Here is a 24,180-nt window from a genome sequence, read left to right on the forward strand (position 1 = left end):
TTCTGAGTTCTGGGTTCTGAGTTCGGGGTTCTGGGTTCTGGGTTCTGAGTTCGGGGTTCTGAGTTCGGGGTTCGGGGTTCGGGGTTCAATTCGGAGGAAAATCATCAGGGCGTAGATAGTTTGTTGTTCTTTATTCCTTGTTCTTTATTCGATATTATTCTGGGTTCTGGGTTCTGGGTTCTGGGTTCTGGGTTCTGGGTTCTGGGTTCTGGGTTCTGGGTTCTGAGTTCTGGGTTCTGGGTTCTGGGTTCTGGGTTCTGAGTTCTGGGTTCTGAGTTCTGGGTTCGGGGTTCTGGGTTCTGAGTTCTGGGTTCTGAGTTCGGGGTTCGGGGTTCGGGGTTCAATTCGGAGGAAAATCATCAGGGCGTAGATAGTTTGTTGTTCTTTATTCCTTGTTCTTTATTCGATATTATTCTGGGTTCTGAGTTCTGGGTTCTGAGTTCTGAGTTCTGGGTTCTGAGTTCTGGGTTCTGGGTTCTGGGTTCTGGGTTCGGGGTTCTGGGTTCTGGGTTCGGGGTTCTGGGTTCGGGGTTCTGGGTTCGGGGTTCGGGGTTCGGGGTTCGGGGTTCAATTCGGAGGAAAATCACCAGGGCGTACATAGTTTGATGTCTGCCTGGACACTGACGGGTTCTTTATTCCTTGTTCTATACCTGTCCGACCACTGGCGGATTCGATATTAATGTATAGAGTGTCCCCACAGAGTTACGCGCAGCGAACTCTGTGGATTCGGAGCAGGATTTTAAATGCAGAGTTTAACATTAGATATGGCTACACCTTCGAGTGTCCCCACAGAGTTATGCGCAGCGAACTCTGTGGATTCGGAATCAAAAGTGTAGAGCCTACCTCGATTTTTTACGCACGGACTGAAGTCCGTGGTTACAAAATGGTTCGTCCCTTCGGGACTGACTTACACGTCGTGGCCGGAAGTTTCTCATCAGCGAAAGCATTACGTTTTTTTAATCGAATGGACAAAAGTTCGGATTTACAAAATGCACCGTCCTTTAAGGACTTTCTCGAATCGGCGTTCCAAATCCCTTCCTACTTTTTTTATCACTTGTTTTCCGCCCAATCCGTGTCATCAGCGTTCCTCTTTTTTTCCATATACATAATTCTCCCAGAGTATGCATTGAAATTGTATTTTTGAGAAAAAATAATTTGTATGAACCGCATAGCCCTCTTTATTTTAATTACCACTTTTTTTATCGCAACTTTAATTCAAGCGCAACCAGCTAATATTAAACCTCCGGTGGCGGAAAGAATTCCGTATACTATTCATGGAACGTTTGGTGACAGAGTGGATGATTATTATTGGATGAACGATCGCGAAAATAAAAAGGTGATCGATCATCTTAGAGCAGAAAATGAATACACCCAAAAAATGATGGAGCATACAACATCATTACAAAATAGATTATTTACGGAATTACAAGGTAGAATAAAAGAAGATGAAAGCTCAGTGCCTTATAAAAAAGGAGACTATTATTATTATTCCCGTTATGTGAAAGGTGGGGAATATCCTATCATCTGCAGAAAGAAAAATAGTTTAAGTGCACAGGAAGAAATTGTAATTGATGGTAACGATCTAGTGAAGGGACATAATTTTTTAAGTTTTGATTATGCTATCAGTCCTGATCAGACAATGGCATGTATAATAATGGATGTACATGGAAGAAATTTTTACACTATTAAAATTAAAGATCTTACTACCGGCAATTGGTTGAAAGATGAAATTGAAGATACACGAGGTGGATGTGAATGGACAAATGATAATAAGGCTATCGTATATGCAGTTCCCGACAAAGTAACGCTACGAACCTATCAGGTGAAACATCATATAATAGGTCAGAAACAAAGTGAAGATAAATTATTGTTACAGGAAGATGATGAAACGCTTGATATATATATATATAAATCGCGCAGTGAGTCCTATATTTTTGCCGATGCAGAACGGTCTGACGCAAGTGTGGTAAGATATACTGATGCCAACAACCCGGGAGAATTTAAGATAATAGCTCCTTTGGAGGAGAATGTATTTTACGATGCCGACCATACTGAAGGAAATTTCTTTTTTATTAAAACAAATTATGAATCGAAAAATTACAAATTGTGTACTTCCGCAATTGGAAATACTTCTAAAAAAGAATGGAAGGATGTAATTTCACATAGAACAAATGTGTTTTTAAATTCAGTTCAATTTTTTAAAACGTTTATGCTTGCAGAGGAATCGGAAAATGGGTTAACCAAACTTCGTATTATTCGTCAAGGTGCGAAGGATGAATTTATTTCTTTTGATGAGGCTGCTTATTATACATCCTCAGGATATAATCCCGAATTTAAAAGTGAAACTTTTAGATATGGATATTCTTCCTTGATAACTCCATATAGCACTTATGAATATAATATTGCAACTAAAGAAAAAACCCTATTAAAGCAGGAGGAAATTCCGAGCGGTTATAAAAAAGCATTGTATGCAACGGAGAGAATTATGGTTCCTGCACGCGACGGAAAATTAATTCCGGTTGCCATTGTTTATCGCACCGATATGTATCAAAAAAACGGAACAGCACCGGGATTTATTTATGGTTATGGTGCTTACGGTTCCAGTAATGAGGATTATTTCGACAGCGATGTATTATCGCTACTCGACAGAGGATTCGTTTATATAAATACACATATTCGAGGGGGACAAGAAATGGGAGGCGAATGGTATGACGATGGTAAAATGTTAAACAAAAAAAATACTTTTTACGATTTTATCGATTGCAGTTTATGGATGATAAAAAACAATTATGTAGCCAACGATAAATTATTTGCCAATGGCGGAAGTGCGGGAGGATTATTAATGGGTGCCATCACAAACATGAACCCTGAATTATATCGAGGCATTATTGCAGATGTGCCTTTTGTAGATGCGATAACAACCATGGAAGATGAAACAATTCCGCTCACAACCTTCGAATGGTTGGAGTGGGGAAATCCAAAAATTAAGGAGCAATACGATTATATGATGACTTATTCTCCATATGATAATGTTGTTGCAAAAAATTATCCAAATCTTTTGGTTACCACAGGCTTAAACGACAGTCAGGTACAATATTTCGAACCTGCAAAATGGGTGGCAAAATTGCGCCAATTAAAAACGGATAATAATTTATTATTATTTAAAATAAATATGGATGCTGGTCATGGTGGACAATCGGGAAGGTATGAGAGTTTAAAGGAGACTGCGTTTATGTATGCATTTATGTTGGATATTTTGGGGATAAAAAATTAATAGTTCAAAATTTAAAAATATTTTAATCAGGAAATAATTTTATTATGGATATTACAATTAATACCCCTGCCCTATTATTTCCAGCCATCAGTCTGATAATGTTGGCATATACCAATCGTTTTATGGCATTGAGTTCAGTAGTCCGTAAATTGCACGACGAATATCAAACTTCTAAAGAAAACAAAAACCTTCAACAACAAATTAAAAACCTGCAACATCGAATTAAACTCGTGCGCCGCATGCAGTTTTTCGGGGTGATGAGTTTTTTGATGGCGATATTATGTATGTATCTGATTTTTATTGATGAAATAAATGCTGCCAATATTGTTTTTGCAATTTCTATATTATTATTTTCTATCAGCCTTGTAATTTCATTAATAGAAATTTTACGAAGCACAAATGCACTGGAATTGGAGTTGGAAGATATGGAGGAGCATAAGGGTGAAGGGTTGACGGGGTTTATTAAGAAGAATTTTTAGGTGGCATTAAATCTCGCAGGGTTTTGCCTGATTAATTATTTTTTTTATGGAGGCAAGAACTTTGCTAGGACATTTGGTGTCAAAATTGTAAACCTCTGTCGTATCATAAATAATATTTACCATTCGCTGATACTTGTCGTCCTCCCTTCCATCAGACCTCACAGGTTAAAAAAAACCTGGTAGGTCGAGGGCGTAATCATTTGTTAGTTTGTAAATCTGGTAATTTGTTAATTGGCCAAGACCGTTCTTTTAAAATAGAGCTCCTGTATTTTGGCTGTTAATCGGTACATTATCTTTGGCTGTTCATCGGTACATTCTCACGCAGTGAGAAACCTCATCGTATCAACATTATCCGCATAATCCCACAACTCCGGAAACTGTGTTTTTCCAAATGGAGTATTTCCTTCTTTATTTGAGGCTACACATTGAAGATCAGCACCAATCGCATTTATTTTTAATGCGAGGTCTTCGTCGTTGGTGTAGCGCTCGCAGAATAAAACGGAGATGGGTGAAAACAGATCTTCCGTTTCGCGGATCATAAAAAAATCGTTGGTGAGGTGTGGGGTTTGATTTAATAATAAGAGGGCGCGGTTGTAGTCGTAGTTATTATTGTATTTTGTATTATCGGCGATGTAACGGAAATCATCCCAAATGCGAAATAATTTTTCGAGGTCGTATAATTCGGGAATAAATATTTTGCTCACGTTTCGGCAACCGAGACCGTAATAATAAAAAACATCTTTGCCGAGTTCTAGAATTTCTTCGTCGCTTTCGTTGCCGGTAATTATTGCAACGGAGGTTCTGTTTCGGCGAATGATATTGGGATATTTACCGAAATAATAATTAAAATAACGCGCTGAATTATTGCTTCCGGTAGCAATTACCGCGTCAAAATTTTCGAGGCGTTCAACAAAATTTATTTTATTTTCAAATTCAGGTTCTATATTAATTAATTGTTTGTGTAACCAGGGAAAAAAGAAAGTATCTTTTGAACTGAGTTTAACCTGAGCTTTATTTCCGCTCATAACCACACTCAAAATATCATGCATTCCCACAAAAGGGACATTTCCGGCCAATACGAGTCCTATGGTTTTATTATTGTCGTCGCCTATCTGATAATTATTTGTCCACTGCGTTAATTTTTCTTCATTAAAAAATTGTTCCCTGAAATTTCTCACCATTAATTCGCAGTGCAAACGTGTGAACCAGGGATTAAACATTTCGGTTTTTGCAAAAATTTCGGCAAGCGATTCATTTTCGGGGTGAAGTAAATTTCCAACTTCGGATAATACAGTTATTCTTTTTGATAGATTCATTTTCAATATTTTGACGACTTTTTTGTTGAGAACGCGTGAGGGATAGTAGCGGAAACCCCACAGCGAGGCACGAGCGAGGAGTTGCAGCGGATAGCCCGACCCGCCGCCGCGGGACACGCCCAAAGTAACAAACTATGGGATGCAAAGTTACTTTAGCTTTTGCAATTTATGATTTACCTATATGCTGCTTAAATATTCCTGCCATTCTTATTTAGACAGATTATAAATATTCCTTAACTTTAATGGTTACTTTGAAATATCGCTATACTGCCTATATATTTGACCGAAAAATTTAAGAAAGACGAATTATGGCTATTATTATTACCTCGGATTGTATCAATTGCGGAGCTTGTGAGCCCGAATGTCCGAATAACGCAATTTATGAAGGTGGTGTTGAATGGGCATTTGCCGACGGAACTACTGTGAAAGGTTCCGTTACGATGTTGGATGGCAGCACAATGGATGCTGATCAGAAGAATGCACCTATATCGGATGATGTTTATTATATCGTTCCGGAAAAATGCACTGAATGTCAGGGTTTTCACGAAGAACCACAGTGCGCCGCCGTTTGTCCAGTAGATTGCTGCCTTCCCGATCCTGAGCATGTGGAGACCGAAGAGCAATTGCTAGCCAAAAAGGCCAAAATGCATATTTGAATACCCAGAATAGTATTATCGAAACGCCATCTTTTTAAGGTGGCGTTTTTTTTAGTCCGATTTATGCAAAAGAAAGGAGTGCAGCGACTGCACTTTTGCATTAATCGGACTTACCCTGAATAGAAAATCCGTCGAAAAACTTATGGGCTTAATTCAATTTTGATAGATTTTTTTATTCAGGGTATTTTAGGTGAAGTACACGATTGCAAGAATAACTTGATCTATCATTGCAGGATTTTCGTCCCCATGGACATTTTTTATATGTCGTGCCTACGGCACTTGGAATCAACCTTAATATTGAGGCTACCGATATATCATCCCTAACGGGATTAGCCCATCCTCATTGTGTGGCGTTTTCGAATAGTAATGATTTATGCAAAAGAAAGGAGTCCAGCGACTGCACTTTTGCATTAATCGGACTTACCCTGAATAGAAAATCCGTCGAAAAACTTGTGGGCTTAATCCAATTTTGATAGATTTTCTTATTCAGGGTATTATATTATGGAGTAACCAGATTGCATAAATAACCATATCTAAAATTGCAGGTTTTTCATCCCCATGAACATTTTTTATATGTCGTGCCTATGGCACTTGGAATCAACGTTAACATTGATGCTACCGATATTTCATCCCTAACGGGATTAACCCATTTAAGGATTTTAAATTCATGCAAACTCCAAAGTCTAAATTTGTAGGAAAGTGCCGTAGGCATGGCATATTGGTAGTACAATTGAATAATTGGTAACCAAGTGCCGTAGGCATGATATGTTAAGATGTTGATGAGGAGATAAATCATCACAATTAGGTTAATTATTAAAGGAAGTTGAAATACTCTACTACAAATTTCTCTTTAGTGGTTATACCAAATTGTGCGGATGTTTAAAAACTACATACTCCACAAATTTGATTTTGCGTTATTTTGCCTGAAATTTCTAGCATGCAAAAAAAGAACGTAGCAGTTATTTGTGGAGGTTACACCGCCGAAAAAAATATTTCGATGGGAAGTGGGGCTGTGGTGGAAAATAATATAAACAGGGAACATTACAATGTATTTAAAGTGCTTGTAGAGGAAAATGGATGTTTTGTTCAGCCGGAAAATACAATGGTAGATATGAGCGATTTTAGTTTTGCGCGCGAGGGACAAAAAATTAAATTCGACCTGGTTTTTAATGCGATACACGGATCTCCGGGTGAGGATGGTAAAATACAGGGGTATTTCGATATGATGAAAATACCTTATACCAATTGTGGTGTGGCAACTTCGGCATTAACCTTTAATAAAACCTGGACAAAAACGGTGTTGGGTGATACGGTGTTAAAGGCTCCCGGGTATTTGGTGCAAAATGATAAAATATCAATTAACAAAGCGCTTGGTGAAATACCTTCAAATCTGAAACTGCCTCTTTTTGTTAAACCGAACAATAATGGCTCGAGTTACGGCATTTCAAAAATTAAAGATTTTGTGCAATTAGAAGGAGCGATAAATGATGCCCTGCAATTTGATAAGGAAGTTTTAGTGGAACAGGGAATAATCGGCAAAGAGGTTACCTGTGGCGTTTATCAATATAAAGGAGAGATAATTGTGCTTCCCATTTGTGAAATTGTTGCCGATAAACATGAATTTTTCGATTATACCGCGAAATATACTTCCGGGGAGAGTGATGAAATAATTCCGGCACGAATTCCCGATGCGGAAAAAATTCTCGTAGAGCAATATTCCACAGCCGTTTATACAAAATTGAACTGTAAAGGGGTGGTTCGCATAGATTATATCATTCAGGATGGAAACCCTTATTTTTTAGAGGTAAATACCGTTCCCGGATTGAGTGAGGCGAGTATAGTACCTAAAATGGCCGCCGCTTCGGGACTTACACTAATAGATTTTTTCGGACGTTTATTGGAAGAAGCTAAGGCAGGGTAAAGTCCGGCTGCATTTAATCAACTATTCCCCTTAATTTTGCCGGTCGGCTGCATGAGCAATCCTAAAAAGAAATCAACAGAAAATGCCGGAACTCTCCGGTTCTTTATCACCAAAACATTTTGGCTGAATGTATTCGCAGCCTTAGTGCTCATCGTGATCATTCTGTGGTTGCTGTTATTTATCGTGCAACAATATTCGCGACATGGTGAAAGTCAGACCGTTCCTGACCTAAAAGGCAAAACCACCCTGGAAGCCATGCAGGAATTGGATAATCTGGACCTTGAATATGCAGTGATGGACTCCACTTACGATTCGGATGAACGCCCAATGACCATCATTTCACAGGATCCTATTCCCTTTTCGAAAGTAAAAAGTGGTCGCAAAATTTATGTGACTGTTAACATGAGGCAGCCGCCTAAAACCCAAATTCCAACCTTTGAAATAGGCACCAGTTATATAAGTGTGCGCGAAATTCTGGAAAGTCACGGCCTAAAGGTTGGCGATATCATATATAAACCTTTTGAATATCGCGATGTATACCTTGATATGCGAATGCATGGTGAAAGTAGATCGCTGAAACCGGGAAGTGAAATTCCCAAAGGCTCCAAAATTGACCTTGTTTTGGGAAATGGATTGGGAGATACCAAGATCACAATTCCCGACCTTTCGGGGCTTACCTATATTGAAGCGGTGAACCTAATTCAGTTAAAAGAGCTTACTTTGGGAACGGTAATTACTTCGGGTACAATTAGTGATACAACAGATGCGTTTGTGTACAAACAGTATCCGGAGGCAGGAAACGAAAGAACAATAAATTTGGGTTCCATGATAGATATCTGGATATCGGAGGATGTAAATTTGATAGTTCCTTCCGGAAATACGGATGATGCACCAAATAATGATGGGGAATTTAAACCCTGAAAAAATATTTTCATGAAAAAAAATATATTTAATTTAATATTATTAATGATCTCCACTGCGGCATTTTCGCAGGAGGCACTTTATCCTTTAAAAAATAACAGTGCGTTAAATGAAAAAAGAATTCCTGTTGCAGGAAGCAGAAGCATTGTGGAAACAAGAGATACTTTGTGCCTCCCATTTCTGGATGATTTTTCGAACAGAAATATTATCATAAATGAAACCACTATTAATTGCGGTGATACCGTTAATTATTTTACCTCTGCGGTTTATCCTTCCGCTCTTTTTTGGGTGGATAGTAATGCATATGTTAATCTTACTTATCCAACCTTACCTCCCACTTATGGCGTGGTAACTTTAGATGGATTAAATAAATTCGGCGGACCTTACAACGAAGCTTCCACTTTCGATATGGCGGATTTTCTTACTTCAAAACCCATTTATTTGGGAGGAACTCCGATTGACTCCGTGTATTTAAGTTTTTATTTTCAACCCGGTGGTTTTGGTGATTTTCCAAATGAAAATGATTCACTGATATTGGAATTTAAAAACAGCCTCGGCGAATGGAGACATATTTGGCATACTGTAAACACATCTGGAGATGATCCGCAATCATTTAAATTGCAAATGGTGGCTGTGGAGGATGAATATTTTTACGACGGGTTTCAATTTCGCTTCCGCAACTGGGCTGGTGTGAATGGAAATAATGATCACTGGAATATTGATTATGTTTTTTTGGATGAGGACAGAACATTTAATGATACACTATTTCGCGACGTAGCGATAGTATATCAACCGGAAAAATATTTAAAACGTTATCGCCAAATGCCATGGAATCAATTTAAAGATCATCAGGCATCGGAACTTGCAATTGAGCATGGGGTATTCATGTATAATAATTTTAATACTATTGTAAATACTTCGTATCAATATCAAGTAAATGAAAAATATACAGGGGAAGAAATTATTGCTCCTACTACTCCAATTTCTGTAAACCTGGATCCATTTACCGTTGCATTGGATGCATTTCCTACATTTGTTATTCCTACAACCACTCCTAATTATGAGGAGGATAGTATGACGGTTAATTTTAAATATATTTTAAATCCTGCAAGTGATATCAATAGAAGAAATGATACCATGTTATATGAGCAGGCATTTTATAATTATTATGCCTACGATGATGGCACTGCGGAAAAAGCATATGCAATTATCGGAACAGGTGCCAAACTCGCTATTAAATTCTTCGCAAACGAACCGGATACTTTAAAAGAAATTTATATTCATTGGGCTTATGTGGATGGAAATGCAGGCAATTTATTCTTTTCATTAATGGTTTGGGATGATATTGATACAACCCTTGCTTCAGCAGATGAAAATATCATTTTTCAAAACGATTTTCTTACTCCAAAATATGTTGACAGTGTAAATGGATTTTACGTTTATAAGCTTGTGGATTTTTTAGGAAATGCAACCCCTGTTGTAGTTGATGGTGCATTTTATGTCGGATGGCTGCAAAGTCAGGATGATTTTTTAAATGTTGGTTTTGATGCTAATAACGATGCACACGACAATGTATATTTTAATGTGGGTGGAAGTTGGCAAAAATCCAGTTTACCGGGTGCAGTTATGATTCGCCCTCAGGTGGGTGGAAATTATTCTTTATATAGTCCGATAATTAATAATGATCCGAAATCAACTGCTGTAAATGTTTATCCAAATCCTGCTTCTTCGGTTTTGAATATTGATATTGATAATAATAATGTTTTAGACTATTCCATATTCGATCAAGCTGGAAGAATGGTTACAAGAAGTTCTAATAATAATAAACAAATAGACATTCAAAATTTACCTTCCGGATTTTACATACTGGAAATGAACGATTTTAAATCGGGAGCAGTTTATTATTCTAAATTCATGAAGAATTAAATTCAGACAAACTCAATTAATACAATGGATATTACTGTACAAGAATTAAAAGCCCGAATGGATGCGGGTGAAGAATTATTTATAATTGATGTTCGTGAACCACACGAGTATGCTGCATTTAATATTGGTGCAGAAAATATTCCTTTAGGAACAATTCCACAACGGATGTATGATTTTGATGAGGACAAAGACCGCGAGATCATTGTGCATTGTCACGCAGGTTCCAGAAGCAACACTGCCAAAGCAATTTTGACGCAGTCGGGATTTACCAATGTGCGCAATTTGCTTGGGGGAATGGTTGACTGGCAGCTCAATTTTCCTGTGAAATGACGGAGGATAATTATCCTATTGTCTTTTTTGATGGTGTTTGCAATTTATGTAACAGCAGTGTCCAGGTAATTATTCGGAACGATAAAAATAAAATATTTCGTTTTGCTTCTTTGCAATCGGATTTTACAAAACAATTTTTAGCTAAACATCAATTTGATATCAATTCTGATTCCATAATTCTTTTTTATAATTCCCGTTTTTACGAAAAATCTTCCGCAGCATTAATTATTGCAAAAAATTTGCGATTTCCTTTTCCTTTATTATTAATTTTTTGGATAATACCAATTCCTATCCGAAACTGGATGTATTCTTTTATTGCTAAAAATCGTTATCGTTGGTTTGGGAAAAAGGAATCTTGTATGATACCGGAGCCGGGATTGAAGTCGAGGTTTTTAGATTGAATCCAAAGTGAATGTATTATTTTCAATTGTTTAAGTCTTGAAGAAATAGTAATTCTCTTTTTTTGGCCGGGAAGACGGGGAGTGCGGGAAGTATGCGGGAAGTAATTTTAGGTGGAATTATATTTTGATTTCCTAATGGAGATTTTTTATGCCACGAAGACACAAAGAACACGAAGTTTACACGAAGAAATTTTAGTCGGAATTATATTTTAATCTCTAATTAAACATTAAAATATTATCATAAAGTTTATTGGACTAATAATTTAATGAATTTTCAATGGAACGAATTCGCTTAGGGTTGTCACCGGGCCTCAGCGGATGACTCCAATATCCCTTATTCGCAGCCACAAGCCTGAAATGTTTTAATGTTAGCACTAGGTTAGCGAAAGCAAGTGCCACCGTCAGGAAAAAATTAAATTATCAACTTAATTTAATTTATAAAATGAAACTAAAAACATCCTCCAAAGTGTGGCACCTCTTTCGCGTATTGTGGCAAGAATTAGGGATATGGAGTCAGCCGGTGAAGCCCTTGTCCGCCGCGGCGGATGGCGCCACCTTTTGATCAAGCAAAAGGTGGCAAAGTTTCATGAGGACGAAAATTATTAATAAGTATCGTAAACGTACCTTCCAACAATGTAACAACCCACAAATTTTCGCTCAATTTATATTAAATTTACATCCTTGATGAGAACAGGGTTGCTACTTACAATATTGGTATTATTTTTTCTGCTTTTAACTTTTTGCACAAAAAAAGAAAAGTTAAACAGTAACGACTCCCCCTATTTAAATCAAAATGATACTGTTCAATATGTTGGAATGGAAACATGTCGCTTATGTCATGTTGATCAACATTCTACTTTTATTCACACAGGAATGGGTTTGAGTTTTGACAAGGCAACACATGCAAAAAGTGCAGGAATTTATGATGAACACGCAGTGGTTTTTGATACCCTGAATAATTTGTGGTATAAACCTTTTTGGCAAAACGACTCACTTAAAATTATGGAATTTCGTTTGGCAAAGGGAGATACTATTCATAAACGTATTGAATCAGTAGCATATATTATTGGCAGCGGACAACATACCAATTCACATTTAATTAATATTAACGGATATATTTATCAGGCGCCCATTACTTTTTATACCCAAAAAAAACAATGGGACATGGCGCCCGGAATGGAGAGTGGATTCAGCTCGCGTTTTTCGCGAATTATTGAAAGTGAATGTATGAATTGCCATAACGGTATTCCGCAAATGATAGCAGGTTCTGTGAATAAATATCAGATGATACCAAGTGGTATCGACTGCGAGAGATGTCATGGCCCGGGAAGTTTACACGTTGCACGGGTGAGTAATAATATTTTGGTGGATACTTCAAAGGAAATTGATTACTCGATCGTAAATCCCAGAAAATTATCGGTGGAATTACAAAATGAATTGTGTAACCGTTGTCATTTACAAGGTGTAAATGTGTTAAATGAAGGCTCCAGTTTTTTCGATTTTAAACCCGGCGATAAGATCTCCGATCATTGGAATATATTTTTACCGGAGTTTGATGGTGCCAACGATAAATTTTTAATGGCATCGCAAGCCGACAGATTAAAACAATCGCAGTGTTTTATCCAATCACAAAAAATATCCTGCATTACTTGTCACAACCCGCATGTTAGTGTAAAAAATACACTAAGTGTTCAATACAATACCGCATGTAAAAGTTGCCATACACCAAAAGTAAATTATTGCACGGAAACCGAAGTAGCAAGAATGGATATGGGTGATGATTGCAGCGGTTGTCATATTCCGAAATCGGGAGCCATAGATATTCCGCATGTTTCCATCTCCGATCATAAGATCCAAATCCCCAACAAAGAAACTGCAAAAAAAGATGGAAGTTTTAAGGGATTGAAATGTATGACGAATGAAAACCCGGATGCACTAACCATGGCAAAGGGATATTTGCAGTATTATGAAGCATTTAATAATGAAGCGATTCTTCTCGACAGCGTTCAGTTTTATTTAAATAAGGTAAAAAACAAAGATGATCTTTATCGCAAAGCGCTGATACATCTTAATTATTTAAAAGGTAATTTCAAACAAATAGTTGATCTTTCCACTCAATTTGATTCTCAAAGGATAGATATGTGGACAGCTTATCGCATTGGTGAAGCCTATTTGTCAGCAGGGAAATATCCTTCGGCAGTTAATTATTTTTCAACAGCGGTCTCCTTACAACCACTCAATCTCGATTACAATTTTAAGCTTGCTACTGCACAATTATTTTCAGGTGATATAAATGCTGCGGAGGAAAAATATCTTTTCATAATAAGTGAAAATCCTACATATTATTTAGCCTGGAACAATCTCGGTGTTATACAAATGAATTCCGGTCGTTTGAAAGAAGCGGAACAAAGTTTTTTAAAATGCATTCGATTAGATCCTGATTATATCAATGCACGAATAAAACTTGCTGAACTATATCTCAACACCAGACAGAAAACCAAAGCCACAGAACTGATCGATTACTTAAAGGAAATGTATCCTGATGACGCCACAGTTAATCAACTTCTGTTGAAACTGAGATCAATTTAGTGCTATATTTGCGGGGAATTGAAGAAAAAATGAAGCTTTTACCTGCTAAGTTAAGAAGAACCATCATCAACAGGTATATCCTTTTTGTAGAGAAATCGAAACATACCAGTATTCCTGGATTTGATAAGATTCCTATTTATGATGTAGTTACCTTTTTCAGGCAGGAGATCAAACGCGATCAATTGCCGGTGCGAGCATCTGCAATTTCCTTTAATTTTTTGCTGGCAATATTTCCATCCATTATATTTTTATTTACATTAATTCCGTATATCCCCATTGGAGGATTAGATATTATTATCCATAAATTTTTTAAGGATGTTTTACCGGACAGTGGTTATACATTTCTGGAATCAACTATTACAGGCATAACTGATATCAAACGCGGAGGATTATTATCCATTGGTTTTGTGTTTGCATTTTATTTCTCTACCAATGGAGTGAGAATGCTCATCCTCACTTTTAATAAGGACCATACCATATATGCCAGAAGGGGATTTTGGCGAAACAGGCTGGCTTCGATGCGACTTACATTTTACTTATTTATTTTATTTTTCTTTTCTCTAATTCTAATCATCACCGGTGACAATGTAGTAAATTGGGTAGGAGAATTAATTCATTGGCAGGATAAAACAGGTAAATTATTTTTAACCATAGTACAATACGCGATTTTACTGATGTTATTTTTTTCAGGCATCTCTTTAATTTATTATTATGGACCTGCAGTAAAACACCGATGGCGTTTTGTTACTCCGGGAGCAACGTTTGCAACCATTTTTTCCATACTCACCTCCTTGGTTTTTGGATATCTTGCAAATAATTTCTTATCGTATAACGAATTATATGGCTCCATTGGAACCTTAGTTGTTTTAATGATCTGGATCAATCTGAATTCACTTGTTTTATTAGTTGGTTTTGAAATAAATAACAGCATTGATATGAATAGGGTGTTGCGTCAAAAGATTCAAAAAGAAGAGGAACTTCCCTCCTTTTAAAGTTTATAGAACTGCTATAACACAATTTAACATCTAAATGACATTTTTTAGCGTTGTTTCTTCTAATATTGAAGTTTGATGGCAACTCAACCTCATTTCGATACCTGGACCATTCTTTTTTTGATATCCGCCATACATGGATTTGTACTTTCATTTATGTTATTCCGACATGAAAATGGGAATTTTAAAGCGAATAAAATTTTGGCAAGCATCATTATTTTGTTTGCAGTAAGCATGACCTATTATGTTGCATACTGGTCAGGGTTTTCCAGTAAATATATTTGGATGAATGGGTGGATCGCACCAATTTCCTTCTTGTATGGTCCCTTGATCTATTTATATGTTTTAACATTGAATGATAAAGAAAGATCGCCACAATTCAATTTACATTATATTCCGTTTATTCTCCACGTTATATTTATGATCCCTTTGCTGATCAGGAATATTTTCGGTGTTGTGCCATTTCTCAGGGATAATTATTTCATTCCTTTTAATAGATTTATTACACCGGTAAACTATGGATTTATAGCTTTACAATGTATCAGCATGGTATTTTATGCTATTCTCATTATGAGATACACACAAAGGGAAAGGCAAAAGATAAATGAGTTTGCCTTACCTCAGGAACTTGTTAAATTTAAATGGCTAAATCAAATCTCCTGGTTTTATTTAATATTTTCCGTCGTGAGTATAAGTTATTGGATCTTAGTAGCCACAGCGTTGCTTAAATTGGAATACGACTATGCAATATCTATTACAATAAGTGTTTTTATTTATATAGTTGGATATATGGGTTTTAAACAACCTTCTATTTTTAACGAAAGAATAATAATGGCTGCCCCCGAGGAAGAAGTTCCTGAAATGGGTGTAAAACATATTAAAGCTAATATCAAATACGAACGATCTACGTTAAAAAAGGAAGAAGCTGAAATTTTATACAAACAACTTCTTCAAATAATGGAGACCGACAAACCCTATTTGCGCAACGACCTTAAAATTCAACAAGTTGCAGCTTTATTAAAAATTTCAACACATCATCTTTCGCAGATCATAAATGAATTGGGTGGTCAAAATTATGCCGACTTCATCAATGTTTGGCGCATTCGCGAAGCTGAGCGTTTACTTTCTGATCCAACCAACAATGAAAAGATCTTATCCGTAGCATTTGATGTTGGCTACAACAACAAAGCAACTTTTAATACTGCCTTTAAAAAAATTACAGGCCTCTCTCCTTCCGATTATCGCAAAAGGGCACTTCAAAAGGTAGTTGCCTGAAAAAAAAGAGGTCAAAAATTATCGGATAGAACCCTGTTTATTTATATCAGGGCCATTTTTGCCTCAAAATAATTATTTATGAAAAAAATATTTACATGTTTTTTAATTGGGTTACCTTTTTGGGTGACTGCCCAATTATTTACCGAAGTAACTGACGACAGCAATGCATTGGTTGATGCCCCGGGTGCTACAAACGGATCTTATACAGGATGTTCCTTTATTGATTATAACAATGATGGATGGCTCGATGTTTTTTGGGTTCGTGGGGGATTATTTTTGAATGATGGAGCCGGAAGTTTCACAAAAATTCTAAGCAGTAATCTTAAAACTGATTCCGGCTTTGGCAATACATGGGCCGATTATGATAATGATGGATATATAGATTGTTTTATTTCAGGAGGAAGCACACGGGGCTCAACCTTACATAAAAATAACGGTGATGGCACCTTCTCAAAAATTATTGTGGGTGCTCTTGCTGATAGCACAACATTGCGTGGTTGGGGTTGTGCCTGGGGTGATATGAACAATGATACCTGGGTTGACCTTGTAATTGCCGCACCTCTTGGTTTTGCGGGAATAACAGACAGTAATAAATTATTATTAAACGAAAATGGTATAAATTTTTCGCGTTTGGATACCGCTTTAATTTGTATCGGTACTGCTCCTTACACGGTTCCCAGTTGGAGCGATTATGATATGGATGGAGATATGGATTGTTTTATTGGATCAGGTCCTGCAAACGGAACAGTAATGCCCGATTATTTATATAACAATCAGTTCGCCGCCACCGGAGCAGTTGGTTATTTTAAAAAAATCACAACAAATCCTATCGCAACCGATAATGTTGACGGACAAATTTGGAATTGGATAGATTATGATAATGATGGAGATCTAGATGCATACCTGACAAATTACGTGGGCACATCGGGGGGCGTTGGAATGCAAAACAATTTATATAGAAATAATGGCGGTACATTTACAAGGATGACATCTGCTGAAGTTGGAAATATAGTTTCAGATCAGGGCTTAAGTCTTTCTTCTGTGTGGGAAGATTTTGATAATGACGGAGATATTGATTGTTTTGTCACCAACGATGCATCTTCCTGCAAATATTATCAAAATAATAATGATGGAACTTTTACAAGTATTACCACGGAAGAACTGGTGGAAAATAATGGTTCTTATTATGGTGCGAGCGCAGGAGATTACGACAAAGACGGTGATGTTGATCTGTTTGTTGTGGGAGCAGGAAGTGGAAAAGCTTTATATAATAATAATGCATCATCCAATGGAAATGGTTGGGTTAATTTTAAGCTTACCGGTAATGGTCCGGGATTAATTATTGGTTCCAATCTTTCTGCAATTGGTGCACGGGTTAATGTAAAAGCAAAAATTAATGGAACAGATGTCTGGCAGCTTCGGGAAGTGAGTGCACAAAATTCATTTAATAGCATGAATTCGTTAAATGTGGAATTTGGGTTAGGAGATGCCGCTATTATTGATTCTCTCATTATATTCTGGCCATCAGGAGCAATAGATAAATGCGCCAATATTGCAATTAATAATTATTATGATGTTCAGGAAACTTTTTGTCCTGTGCAGGTGAACATTCCGGAAATAAATAATATCAGTGTTTTCGGGATATCACCAAATCCTTCTTCCGATAATTTTGTAATTAAATATCAGATATCTGTACCCTCCAATATAGAATTATTTATTTCGGATAGTATGGGCAGAAGAATTGAAACTTTGTTTACAGGGAATCAAAATAATGAAATTCAAACAAAAAACTGGAATGCATCCAAATACCCGGTTGGAATATATTATTGCACTCTAAGAACAGAAACTAATTTCTCCGTGTTGACACTGGAAATACAAAAATAAGGTATTGAAAATGGATAACTTGCTGATAAAACAGGTTATCCATTTTCTTTTTTATTACAATAATTTTTCCGGTTATTACGTTTTATCATTCCATTTGAGGAATGAAAACCCTACTTAGAATTTTACTCGTATTATTACTGATCCTGTGCATTGCAGGTGTTACTGCTATTATTAAATATCCGTTTTTCAATCCAGTTTATCGACACAAATATTCTGATGAAAAATATGAAATACTTATTGAGAATTTAAAAAATAAAGGTGCGATCTCAACAAGTGAACGTAAATCAGAAATCGTTACTAATTTTTCAGAAATATATCCTTATTGGCTCGGCACTCGTTGGAATTTTAATGGAATTTCGCAGGTTCCTGGTGAGGGAAGTATTGCCTGCGGATATTTTGTTACAACTGTTATCAGAGATATAAATTTTGATATTGATCGGATAAAACTTGCGCAATGTGCCTCCGAAAAAATGATCATCGAATTGATTGATGAAAAAAAAATAAAACGGTATAATGGAAAAGAAAACGAACTGATGTTAAAATATCTTGAGGATCAGAAAACCAATCTTTTTATTGTGGGACTTGATAACCATACCGGATTTATATTAAATGATGGAAATGAACTTTATTTTATTCATAGTAGCGGGCGATTCCCTTTTTGTGTAATAAAAGAAAAAGCAAAGAATTCGAAAACTTTACTTGAATCAAAATATAAAGTATTGGGTTGTATCAGTGAAAGTACAAAAATATGGACATATCAAAAACTATAAAAACTGCTCTGTCATTACTACCGAAACAGAACCAATCTCCTGTAAGGCAAAATAATGTGAAAAATAATTTTCAATATTGATATCATCTTGTATTTCAATTATTTTATTTAAAAAATCGCCTGCTTTATCCTCACAATCAAATTGCAAACAGCGATTATCCTGCATGGCATGGATCATGAGTCGCAGCATATTCTCCTCCGGATATACCCGGAGCGACAGAGTATTTTTATAGGAATAAAATGCTTTAACTCCTGCATTTAATTTATTTTTTTCGAGATTGGAAAGACTTTCCGCATGCCAGCCTTTGTTTATCAGATTTTCGTGTTGAGTGGATGTCAGCATAAATATTAATTAAAATAGGTTTGATAATAAATTAGTGTAAGAACAAAACAAATTACCGCTAAAACGAAAGTAAGTACCATTTGCAGTGTAAGCTTCTCTCTTTTTAACGATACATTTCCTTGTTTCAGTGTTTTCAGATAACGGGAAGTATTTCCTAAAATTAAATTTCTTAACGTAAAATATTGAGTAATTGATGTTACCGGAATAAGCCAGGTAAGAAGCATTTCCCATATCATCAGTCCATAACCGAATATGCTGAGCAAAATCAGCCAGTTGATATTGAAAATTATTGCGAGAATCGGCAAAACGGATTCTACCAACTTAAAAATCCTGTTTCTGGCAGAATCAGCCTGCACAGAAAAATTGTAATATAAAAAAAACAATATCTGGATGGTTAAAGCAGCATAGAACATGTGTAAATTTAGGAAAAAGTGGGTTTTTGGAGAGGAAAAGGAAGGAAAAGCGGGTAAAAAAGTTTAACGTGAGGGACCCGGGAGAATTTCCTACGTAGTAAACCTCTTCAACAAAGATCAATAAAGAATCCGCCAGTGGTCGGACAGGTATCGAACAAGGAATAAAGAACCCTCCATTGGTCGGGCAGGCATTAAACGGATCGACGGCCCGGGAGAATTTCCTCCGAATTGAACCATTTCAACAATTTCAACCCCTTCAACCCAAATCAATAAAGAATAAAGAACAAGGAATAAAGAACCCGCCAGTGGTCGGGCAGGCATCAAACAGATCGACAACCCGAATGAATATCCTTCGAAATGAACTTCTCCAAACATTTCACCAGTTTTCAAAGTACCTAAAAGGTAAGCTCCCCTATGGGCTGGGAGCCCTCAGATCGACACCTTGGGAGAATATCCTCCGAATTGAAAACCATCAATAAAAATTAATATCGAATAAAGAATAAGGAATAAAGAACATCAAACTATCTACACCCAAGTGATTATCCTCCGAATTGAACCCCGAACCCCGAACCCAGAACTCAGAACACAGAACACAGAACTCAGAACACAGAACTCAGAACTCAAACAAAAAATCCCGCTATCGCGGGACTGCCTGTCGTTTGCGGAGAGTCAGGGATTCGAACCCCGGGAGGCTTACACCTCAACAGTTTTCAAGACTGCCGCAATCGACCGCTCTGCCAACTCTCCGGGGCAAAGATAGATGAAGGCTTTCACGTTTTAAAATATTTCAAAAAATATAGTAACTTGCAGGAGCGACCTATTTATTTAACTTCTAAATCTTCTGTTATGTCAACTGTCCACAAAATCCTGGAGAAAAAGAGAAAAACCCCTTTCACAATTCATCCCGACATCTCTGTTTACGATGCTTTGAAGAAAATGATGGAAAACAATATCGGTGCACTTATCGTGATGCGCGGAGATACTTTCATCGGACTATTTACGGAAAGAGATTATGCCCGTAAAGTGGTACTTAAAGAGAGAACATCCAAAGAAACTCAGGTCAATGAGATAATGGACGAAAATTGTGAGCTGGTGAGCAGCAGTACATTGATCAAGGATTGTATGAACATCATGACAGAAAACTCCATTCGTTATTTACCTGTGCTTGATGATAATAAACTGACAGGGATCATCTCCATTGGTGATGTGGTGAAATTTATAATAGAAGATCAACAATTTACCTTGAGTCAATTGGAGAATTATATCAACGATTCAAGATAGACTTTATCGGGCTGCTTCTTTACTCATCCTTTTAACAACAGTGTTATTTATTAAAACCTGTTAATAAAAGCATTGGCTTTTTGATATGTTATACTAATTCCCGTATTTCGTATGCAATTACCCTTTCCATTTATTGGATTTGCGGTATCCACATATTTATAAACCTGAAATTATTTATGAAAAAAAATTTACTGATCTTTTTATTATGTATTTCACAATTGCTTTTTGCGCAAAAAAGTAAAAATCAAAATACCGTAATTGCTCTACCATTTGATACCACAATTACTAATCAATTGCAATTTCGTAATGTGGGTCCCTGGAGAGGAGGAAGAAGTACTGCAGTGGTGGGAGACCTGGAAAATAAACAATTATTTTATTTCGGAGCTACAGGTGGAGGAGTTTGGAAATCAAATGATGGTGGCAATAACTGGAATAATATTTCAGATGGTTTTTTTGGTGGATCTGTTGGTGCAATAACTGTAAGCAAAAGTGATCCTTCCGTTATTTATGTAGGAATGGGAGAAAATTCCATGCGTGGAAATGTGAGTGAAGGATTTGGAATGTGGAAGAGTGAAAATGGTGGAAGAAGTTGGAAGAATATCGGATTGAATGATACACGACATATTATGCGTATTGTTGTGCATCCTAAAAATTCGGATATTGTTTATTGTGCCGCTCTGGGACATTTATTCGGGCCAAATAATGAACGGGGAATATTTCGTTCAACAGATGGCGGAAATAATTGGAAAAAAATTATGTACGTTAGTGATAATGCAGGTGCATGTGACCTGGTTATTGATCCCACTGATCCGAATATTTTAGTAGCAACATTTTGGAATGTTAAAAGAACACCATATTCTTTGGAAAGTGGTGGTCCTGGTTCAGGAATTTATAAAACAACGGATGGCGGTGATAACTGGATAAATATCAGTACTAATAAAGGACTTCCAAAGGATACATTAGGAATTATTGGAATAACAATTTCAAAATCAAATCCAAATATTTATTACGCAATAGTAGAATCAAAAACAGGTGGTGTATTTAAAAGTACCGATGCAGGAAAAACATGGACAAAAACAAATTCGGAAAGTAATTTGCGTCAACGTGCATGGTATTTTTCTAAAATATTTTGTGATCCCTCCAATGAAAATATTGTTTATGTTTTAAATGTGGAATTTTGGAAAAGTACGGATGGTGGAAAAACATTTTCTTCCATCAATACTCCTCATGGCGATCATCATGACCTATGGATAGATCCAAATGATGCACAGCGCATGATCATTGCAGATGACGGCGGAGCGCAGGTTTCGTTCGACGGAGGAAAAAACTGGAGCACTTATTATAATCAGCCAACATCACAAATTTATCGCGTAACTACGGATAATGATGTTCCATATAGATTATTAGGAGCACAACAAGATAATTCTTCGCTCAGAATTAAACACAGAAGTGAAGGCGGCCAAATTGACGGAAATGATTGGGAACCAACGGCAGGTTTTGAAAGCGGACATATTGTTGCAGATCCCGATAATTATAATGTTGTTTATGGTGGAAATTATTCCGGGTTTATTGGAGTTTATAATCATTTAAATGGCGATAGCAGAAATATTACTGTTTGGCCAAATGATCCTTTAGGACAAGGTGCCGATATTCAAAAATATCGCTTTCAATGGAATTTTCCTTTGTTCTTTTCTCCTCACGATGCGAATAAATTATATGCTGCAGGTAATGTTTTATTTTCCACTACTGATAATGGTACAACATGGAATGCGATATCTCCGGATCTCACTACAAATGATAAAAGCAAACAACAACCCAGCGGAGGAATTATAACAAAAGATAATACCGGTGTGGAAGTGTATTGTACCATTTTTGCAGCTGCAGAATCTCCCCTCGAAAAAGATGTTATATATACAGGAAGTGATGATGGTTTGATCCACATTACAAAAAATGGCGGACAAACATGGGAGAATATTACTCCGGTTGATCTGCCGAAATTCACCATGATAAATTGTGTTGAACCTGATCCATTGCAAAAAGGAAAAATGTATTTTGCCGGAACAAAATATAAATCAGATGATTTCACTCCGTATTTATATGTTACGGAAGATTATGGTAAAAGCTGGAAAAAAATTACTAACGGAATAAATAAAGATCATTTTACAAGAGTAATTCGCGCAGATAAAAAACGCAAAGGATTATTGTATTGCGGAACGGAATATGGAATGTATATTTCCTATAATGACGGAGCAAATTGGTATCCTTTTCAGATCAATCTTCCAATTGTTCCTATCACTGATATGACCATTAAAAATAATGACCTGATCCTCGCAACACAAGGAAGAGGATTTTGGATATTGGATGATATTAGTGCGCTTCAGGAAATGAATAATGAAATAAAACAAAAACCATTTCATGTTTATACAATTCGCGATAGTTATAGAATAGGCGGATATCAAATTGAAAACCCGGTTAATGCCGGTAAAAACCCTACACCGGGTCTCGTGATCAATTATTACATTCCGGCAAAACCCGGATCCCCTAATGAACCTGACTCAGGAAAGGTTTTATCCATAGAATTATATGATAATAACAACAAACTTATAAATACTTATTCTTCCTCCGCAACAGATAAAAATGTAAAACTCGAATTTCAAACCGGATTAAATCAGTTCAACTGGAATTTTAATTATGCTGATGCCAAAAAGGTAGAAGGTATGTTTTTGTGGAATGGAACTCCCGGCGGACCTTCGGCTGCACCAGGAGCTTATAAAGCCGAAATAAAATATGGAAGTGATAGTGTGTTGATGAATTTTAATATACTACCAGATCCAAATTCAGAAGCAACTCCCGAAGATTACCAATTACAACATGACTTTTTAATTCAGGTACGCGATAAATTTGATGAGGTTCAAACTGCAATTAATGACATGTGGTCGTTGCAAAAACAAATGGATAATTATATCAATAAATTAGGAGATTCAGCACCAAAGGAATTAAAAGATTCAGTTGCCGCATTAAATAGCCGTATGACCAGCATTATCGAATCAGTATATGAAACAAGAAATAAAAGCAATCAGGATATGTTGAATTACGGGATAAAACTGAATGATAAATTAGCGGGTGTTTACAATGCAGCATCGCGTGGAAATTTCCGCCCATCAAAAAATCAGATTTCCGTATATAATGAACTTAGTAAAGAAGCTGATATTCAATTAGCTAAATTCGAAGAGATCAAAAAAACAGAGGTCAAAAAAATAAATGATATGATCAGATCGCTAAATCTACCTATAATTATAGTGGAGGAAGACAAATAATAGCCCGGAGGACGACCGGCACCTCAGAAATAGCTATTCATATTCGGGAAAATTTTACTTTTAAACCACAATTCGTATTTTTGGCACTAGCTA

The 24,180-nt window shown here is 36.5% G+C and carries 18 protein-coding genes and 1 tRNA gene; 15 read left to right on the forward strand and 4 right to left on the reverse strand.

Annotated features, from left to right (window positions below; translation table 11 throughout):
• The first annotated feature begins 1,159 nt into the window (after positions 1–1,159).
• Positions 1,160–3,274 carry a S9 family peptidase gene (locus IPI31_17260; GenBank protein ID MBK7569572.1) on the forward strand — a complete coding sequence of 705 codons (2,115 nt, stop codon included), beginning with the start codon at positions 1,160–1,162 and terminating at the stop codon, positions 3,272–3,274.
• Between the two features lie 44 nt (positions 3,275–3,318).
• On the forward strand, positions 3,319–3,753 hold the full coding sequence (locus IPI31_17265; GenBank protein MBK7569573.1) for a DUF2721 domain-containing protein: 435 nt from the start codon (positions 3,319–3,321) through the stop codon (positions 3,751–3,753).
• A gap of 317 nt (positions 3,754–4,070) precedes the next feature.
• Here the strand turns inward: IPI31_17265 and IPI31_17270 are convergent, their stop codons facing one another.
• Entirely contained in the window at positions 4,071–5,069 is a 999-nt protein-coding gene (locus IPI31_17270) for an acyl-CoA reductase (protein ID MBK7569574.1), read from the reverse strand.
• Between the two features lie 308 nt (positions 5,070–5,377).
• Here IPI31_17270 and IPI31_17275 point away from each other — a divergent pair, with 308 nt between their 5' ends.
• The 11 genes from IPI31_17275 to IPI31_17325 all read left to right on the forward strand — a co-directional run bounded on the left by IPI31_17275 (position 5,378) and on the right by IPI31_17325 (position 18,734).
• Positions 5,378–5,725, forward strand: coding sequence for a 4Fe-4S dicluster domain-containing protein (locus tag IPI31_17275; protein ID MBK7569575.1), 348 nt, complete (start codon positions 5,378–5,380; stop codon positions 5,723–5,725).
• Positions 5,726–6,662: 937 nt separating this feature from the next.
• A complete protein-coding gene (locus IPI31_17280; GenBank protein ID MBK7569576.1) occupies positions 6,663–7,646 on the forward strand; it encodes a D-alanine--D-alanine ligase in 984 nt (327 codons plus the stop codon).
• Between the two features lie 51 nt (positions 7,647–7,697).
• Positions 7,698–8,567, forward strand: coding sequence for a PASTA domain-containing protein (locus IPI31_17285; protein ID MBK7569577.1), 870 nt, complete (start codon positions 7,698–7,700; stop codon positions 8,565–8,567).
• Positions 8,568–8,579: 12 nt separating this feature from the next.
• Positions 8,580–10,493: a T9SS type A sorting domain-containing protein gene (locus IPI31_17290; GenBank protein MBK7569578.1), complete on the forward strand. Its 1,914-nt coding sequence runs from the start codon at positions 8,580–8,582 to the stop codon at positions 10,491–10,493.
• Between the two features lie 24 nt (positions 10,494–10,517).
• Positions 10,518–10,823, forward strand: a complete 306-nt coding sequence (locus tag IPI31_17295; protein MBK7569579.1) for a rhodanese-like domain-containing protein — start codon at positions 10,518–10,520, stop codon at positions 10,821–10,823.
• The gene (locus tag IPI31_17300) at positions 10,820–11,224 is read left to right on the forward strand and encodes a DUF393 domain-containing protein (protein ID MBK7569580.1); all 405 of its coding nucleotides are present in this window, start codon (positions 10,820–10,822) and stop codon (positions 11,222–11,224) included. The genes IPI31_17295 and IPI31_17300 overlap by 4 nt, the downstream gene beginning before the upstream one ends.
• 684 nt (positions 11,225–11,908) lie before the next feature.
• Positions 11,909–13,813 carry a tetratricopeptide repeat protein gene (locus IPI31_17305; GenBank protein MBK7569581.1) on the forward strand — a complete coding sequence of 635 codons (1,905 nt, stop codon included), beginning with the start codon at positions 11,909–11,911 and terminating at the stop codon, positions 13,811–13,813.
• A gap of 29 nt (positions 13,814–13,842) precedes the next feature.
• A complete protein-coding gene (locus IPI31_17310; GenBank protein ID MBK7569582.1) occupies positions 13,843–14,805 on the forward strand; it encodes a YihY/virulence factor BrkB family protein in 963 nt (320 codons plus the stop codon).
• A 78-nt stretch (positions 14,806–14,883) separates the two neighbouring features.
• Complete coding sequence (locus tag IPI31_17315) at positions 14,884–16,080, forward strand: AraC family transcriptional regulator (protein MBK7569583.1); 1,197 nt, start codon at positions 14,884–14,886, stop codon at positions 16,078–16,080.
• Between the two features lie 78 nt (positions 16,081–16,158).
• Positions 16,159–17,964: a VCBS repeat-containing protein gene (locus IPI31_17320; GenBank protein ID MBK7569584.1), complete on the forward strand. Its 1,806-nt coding sequence runs from the start codon at positions 16,159–16,161 to the stop codon at positions 17,962–17,964.
• 101 nt (positions 17,965–18,065) lie between these two features.
• Entirely contained in the window at positions 18,066–18,734 is a 669-nt protein-coding gene (locus IPI31_17325) for a hypothetical protein (protein ID MBK7569585.1), read from the forward strand.
• Here IPI31_17325 and IPI31_17330 read toward each other — a convergent pair.
• The 3 genes from IPI31_17330 to IPI31_17340 form a co-directional block, all read right to left on the reverse strand.
• Positions 18,729–19,076, reverse strand: coding sequence for a hypothetical protein (locus IPI31_17330; protein ID MBK7569586.1), 348 nt, complete (start codon positions 19,074–19,076; stop codon positions 18,729–18,731). The genes IPI31_17325 and IPI31_17330 overlap by 6 nt on opposite strands.
• Before the next feature lie 5 nt (positions 19,077–19,081).
• Positions 19,082–19,489: a hypothetical protein gene (locus IPI31_17335; protein MBK7569587.1), complete on the reverse strand. Its 408-nt coding sequence runs from the start codon at positions 19,487–19,489 to the stop codon at positions 19,082–19,084.
• A gap of 662 nt (positions 19,490–20,151) precedes the next feature.
• Positions 20,152–20,236 (reverse strand) — tRNA-Ser (locus tag IPI31_17340).
• A gap of 99 nt (positions 20,237–20,335) precedes the next feature.
• Between IPI31_17340 and IPI31_17345 the strand changes: the two genes are divergently transcribed.
• Both IPI31_17345 and IPI31_17350 read left to right on the forward strand, forming a co-directional pair.
• Positions 20,336–20,770 carry a CBS domain-containing protein gene (locus tag IPI31_17345; protein MBK7569588.1) on the forward strand — a complete coding sequence of 145 codons (435 nt, stop codon included), beginning with the start codon at positions 20,336–20,338 and terminating at the stop codon, positions 20,768–20,770.
• Between the two features lie 176 nt (positions 20,771–20,946).
• Positions 20,947–24,087, forward strand: coding sequence for a glycosyl hydrolase (locus IPI31_17350; GenBank protein MBK7569589.1), 3,141 nt, complete (start codon positions 20,947–20,949; stop codon positions 24,085–24,087).
• Positions 24,088–24,180: the final 93 nt, after the last annotated feature.

It is taken from the genome of Bacteroidota bacterium, from assembly GCA_016706865.1.
Lineage (GTDB): Bacteria > Bacteroidota > Bacteroidia > Chitinophagales > BACL12 > UBA7236.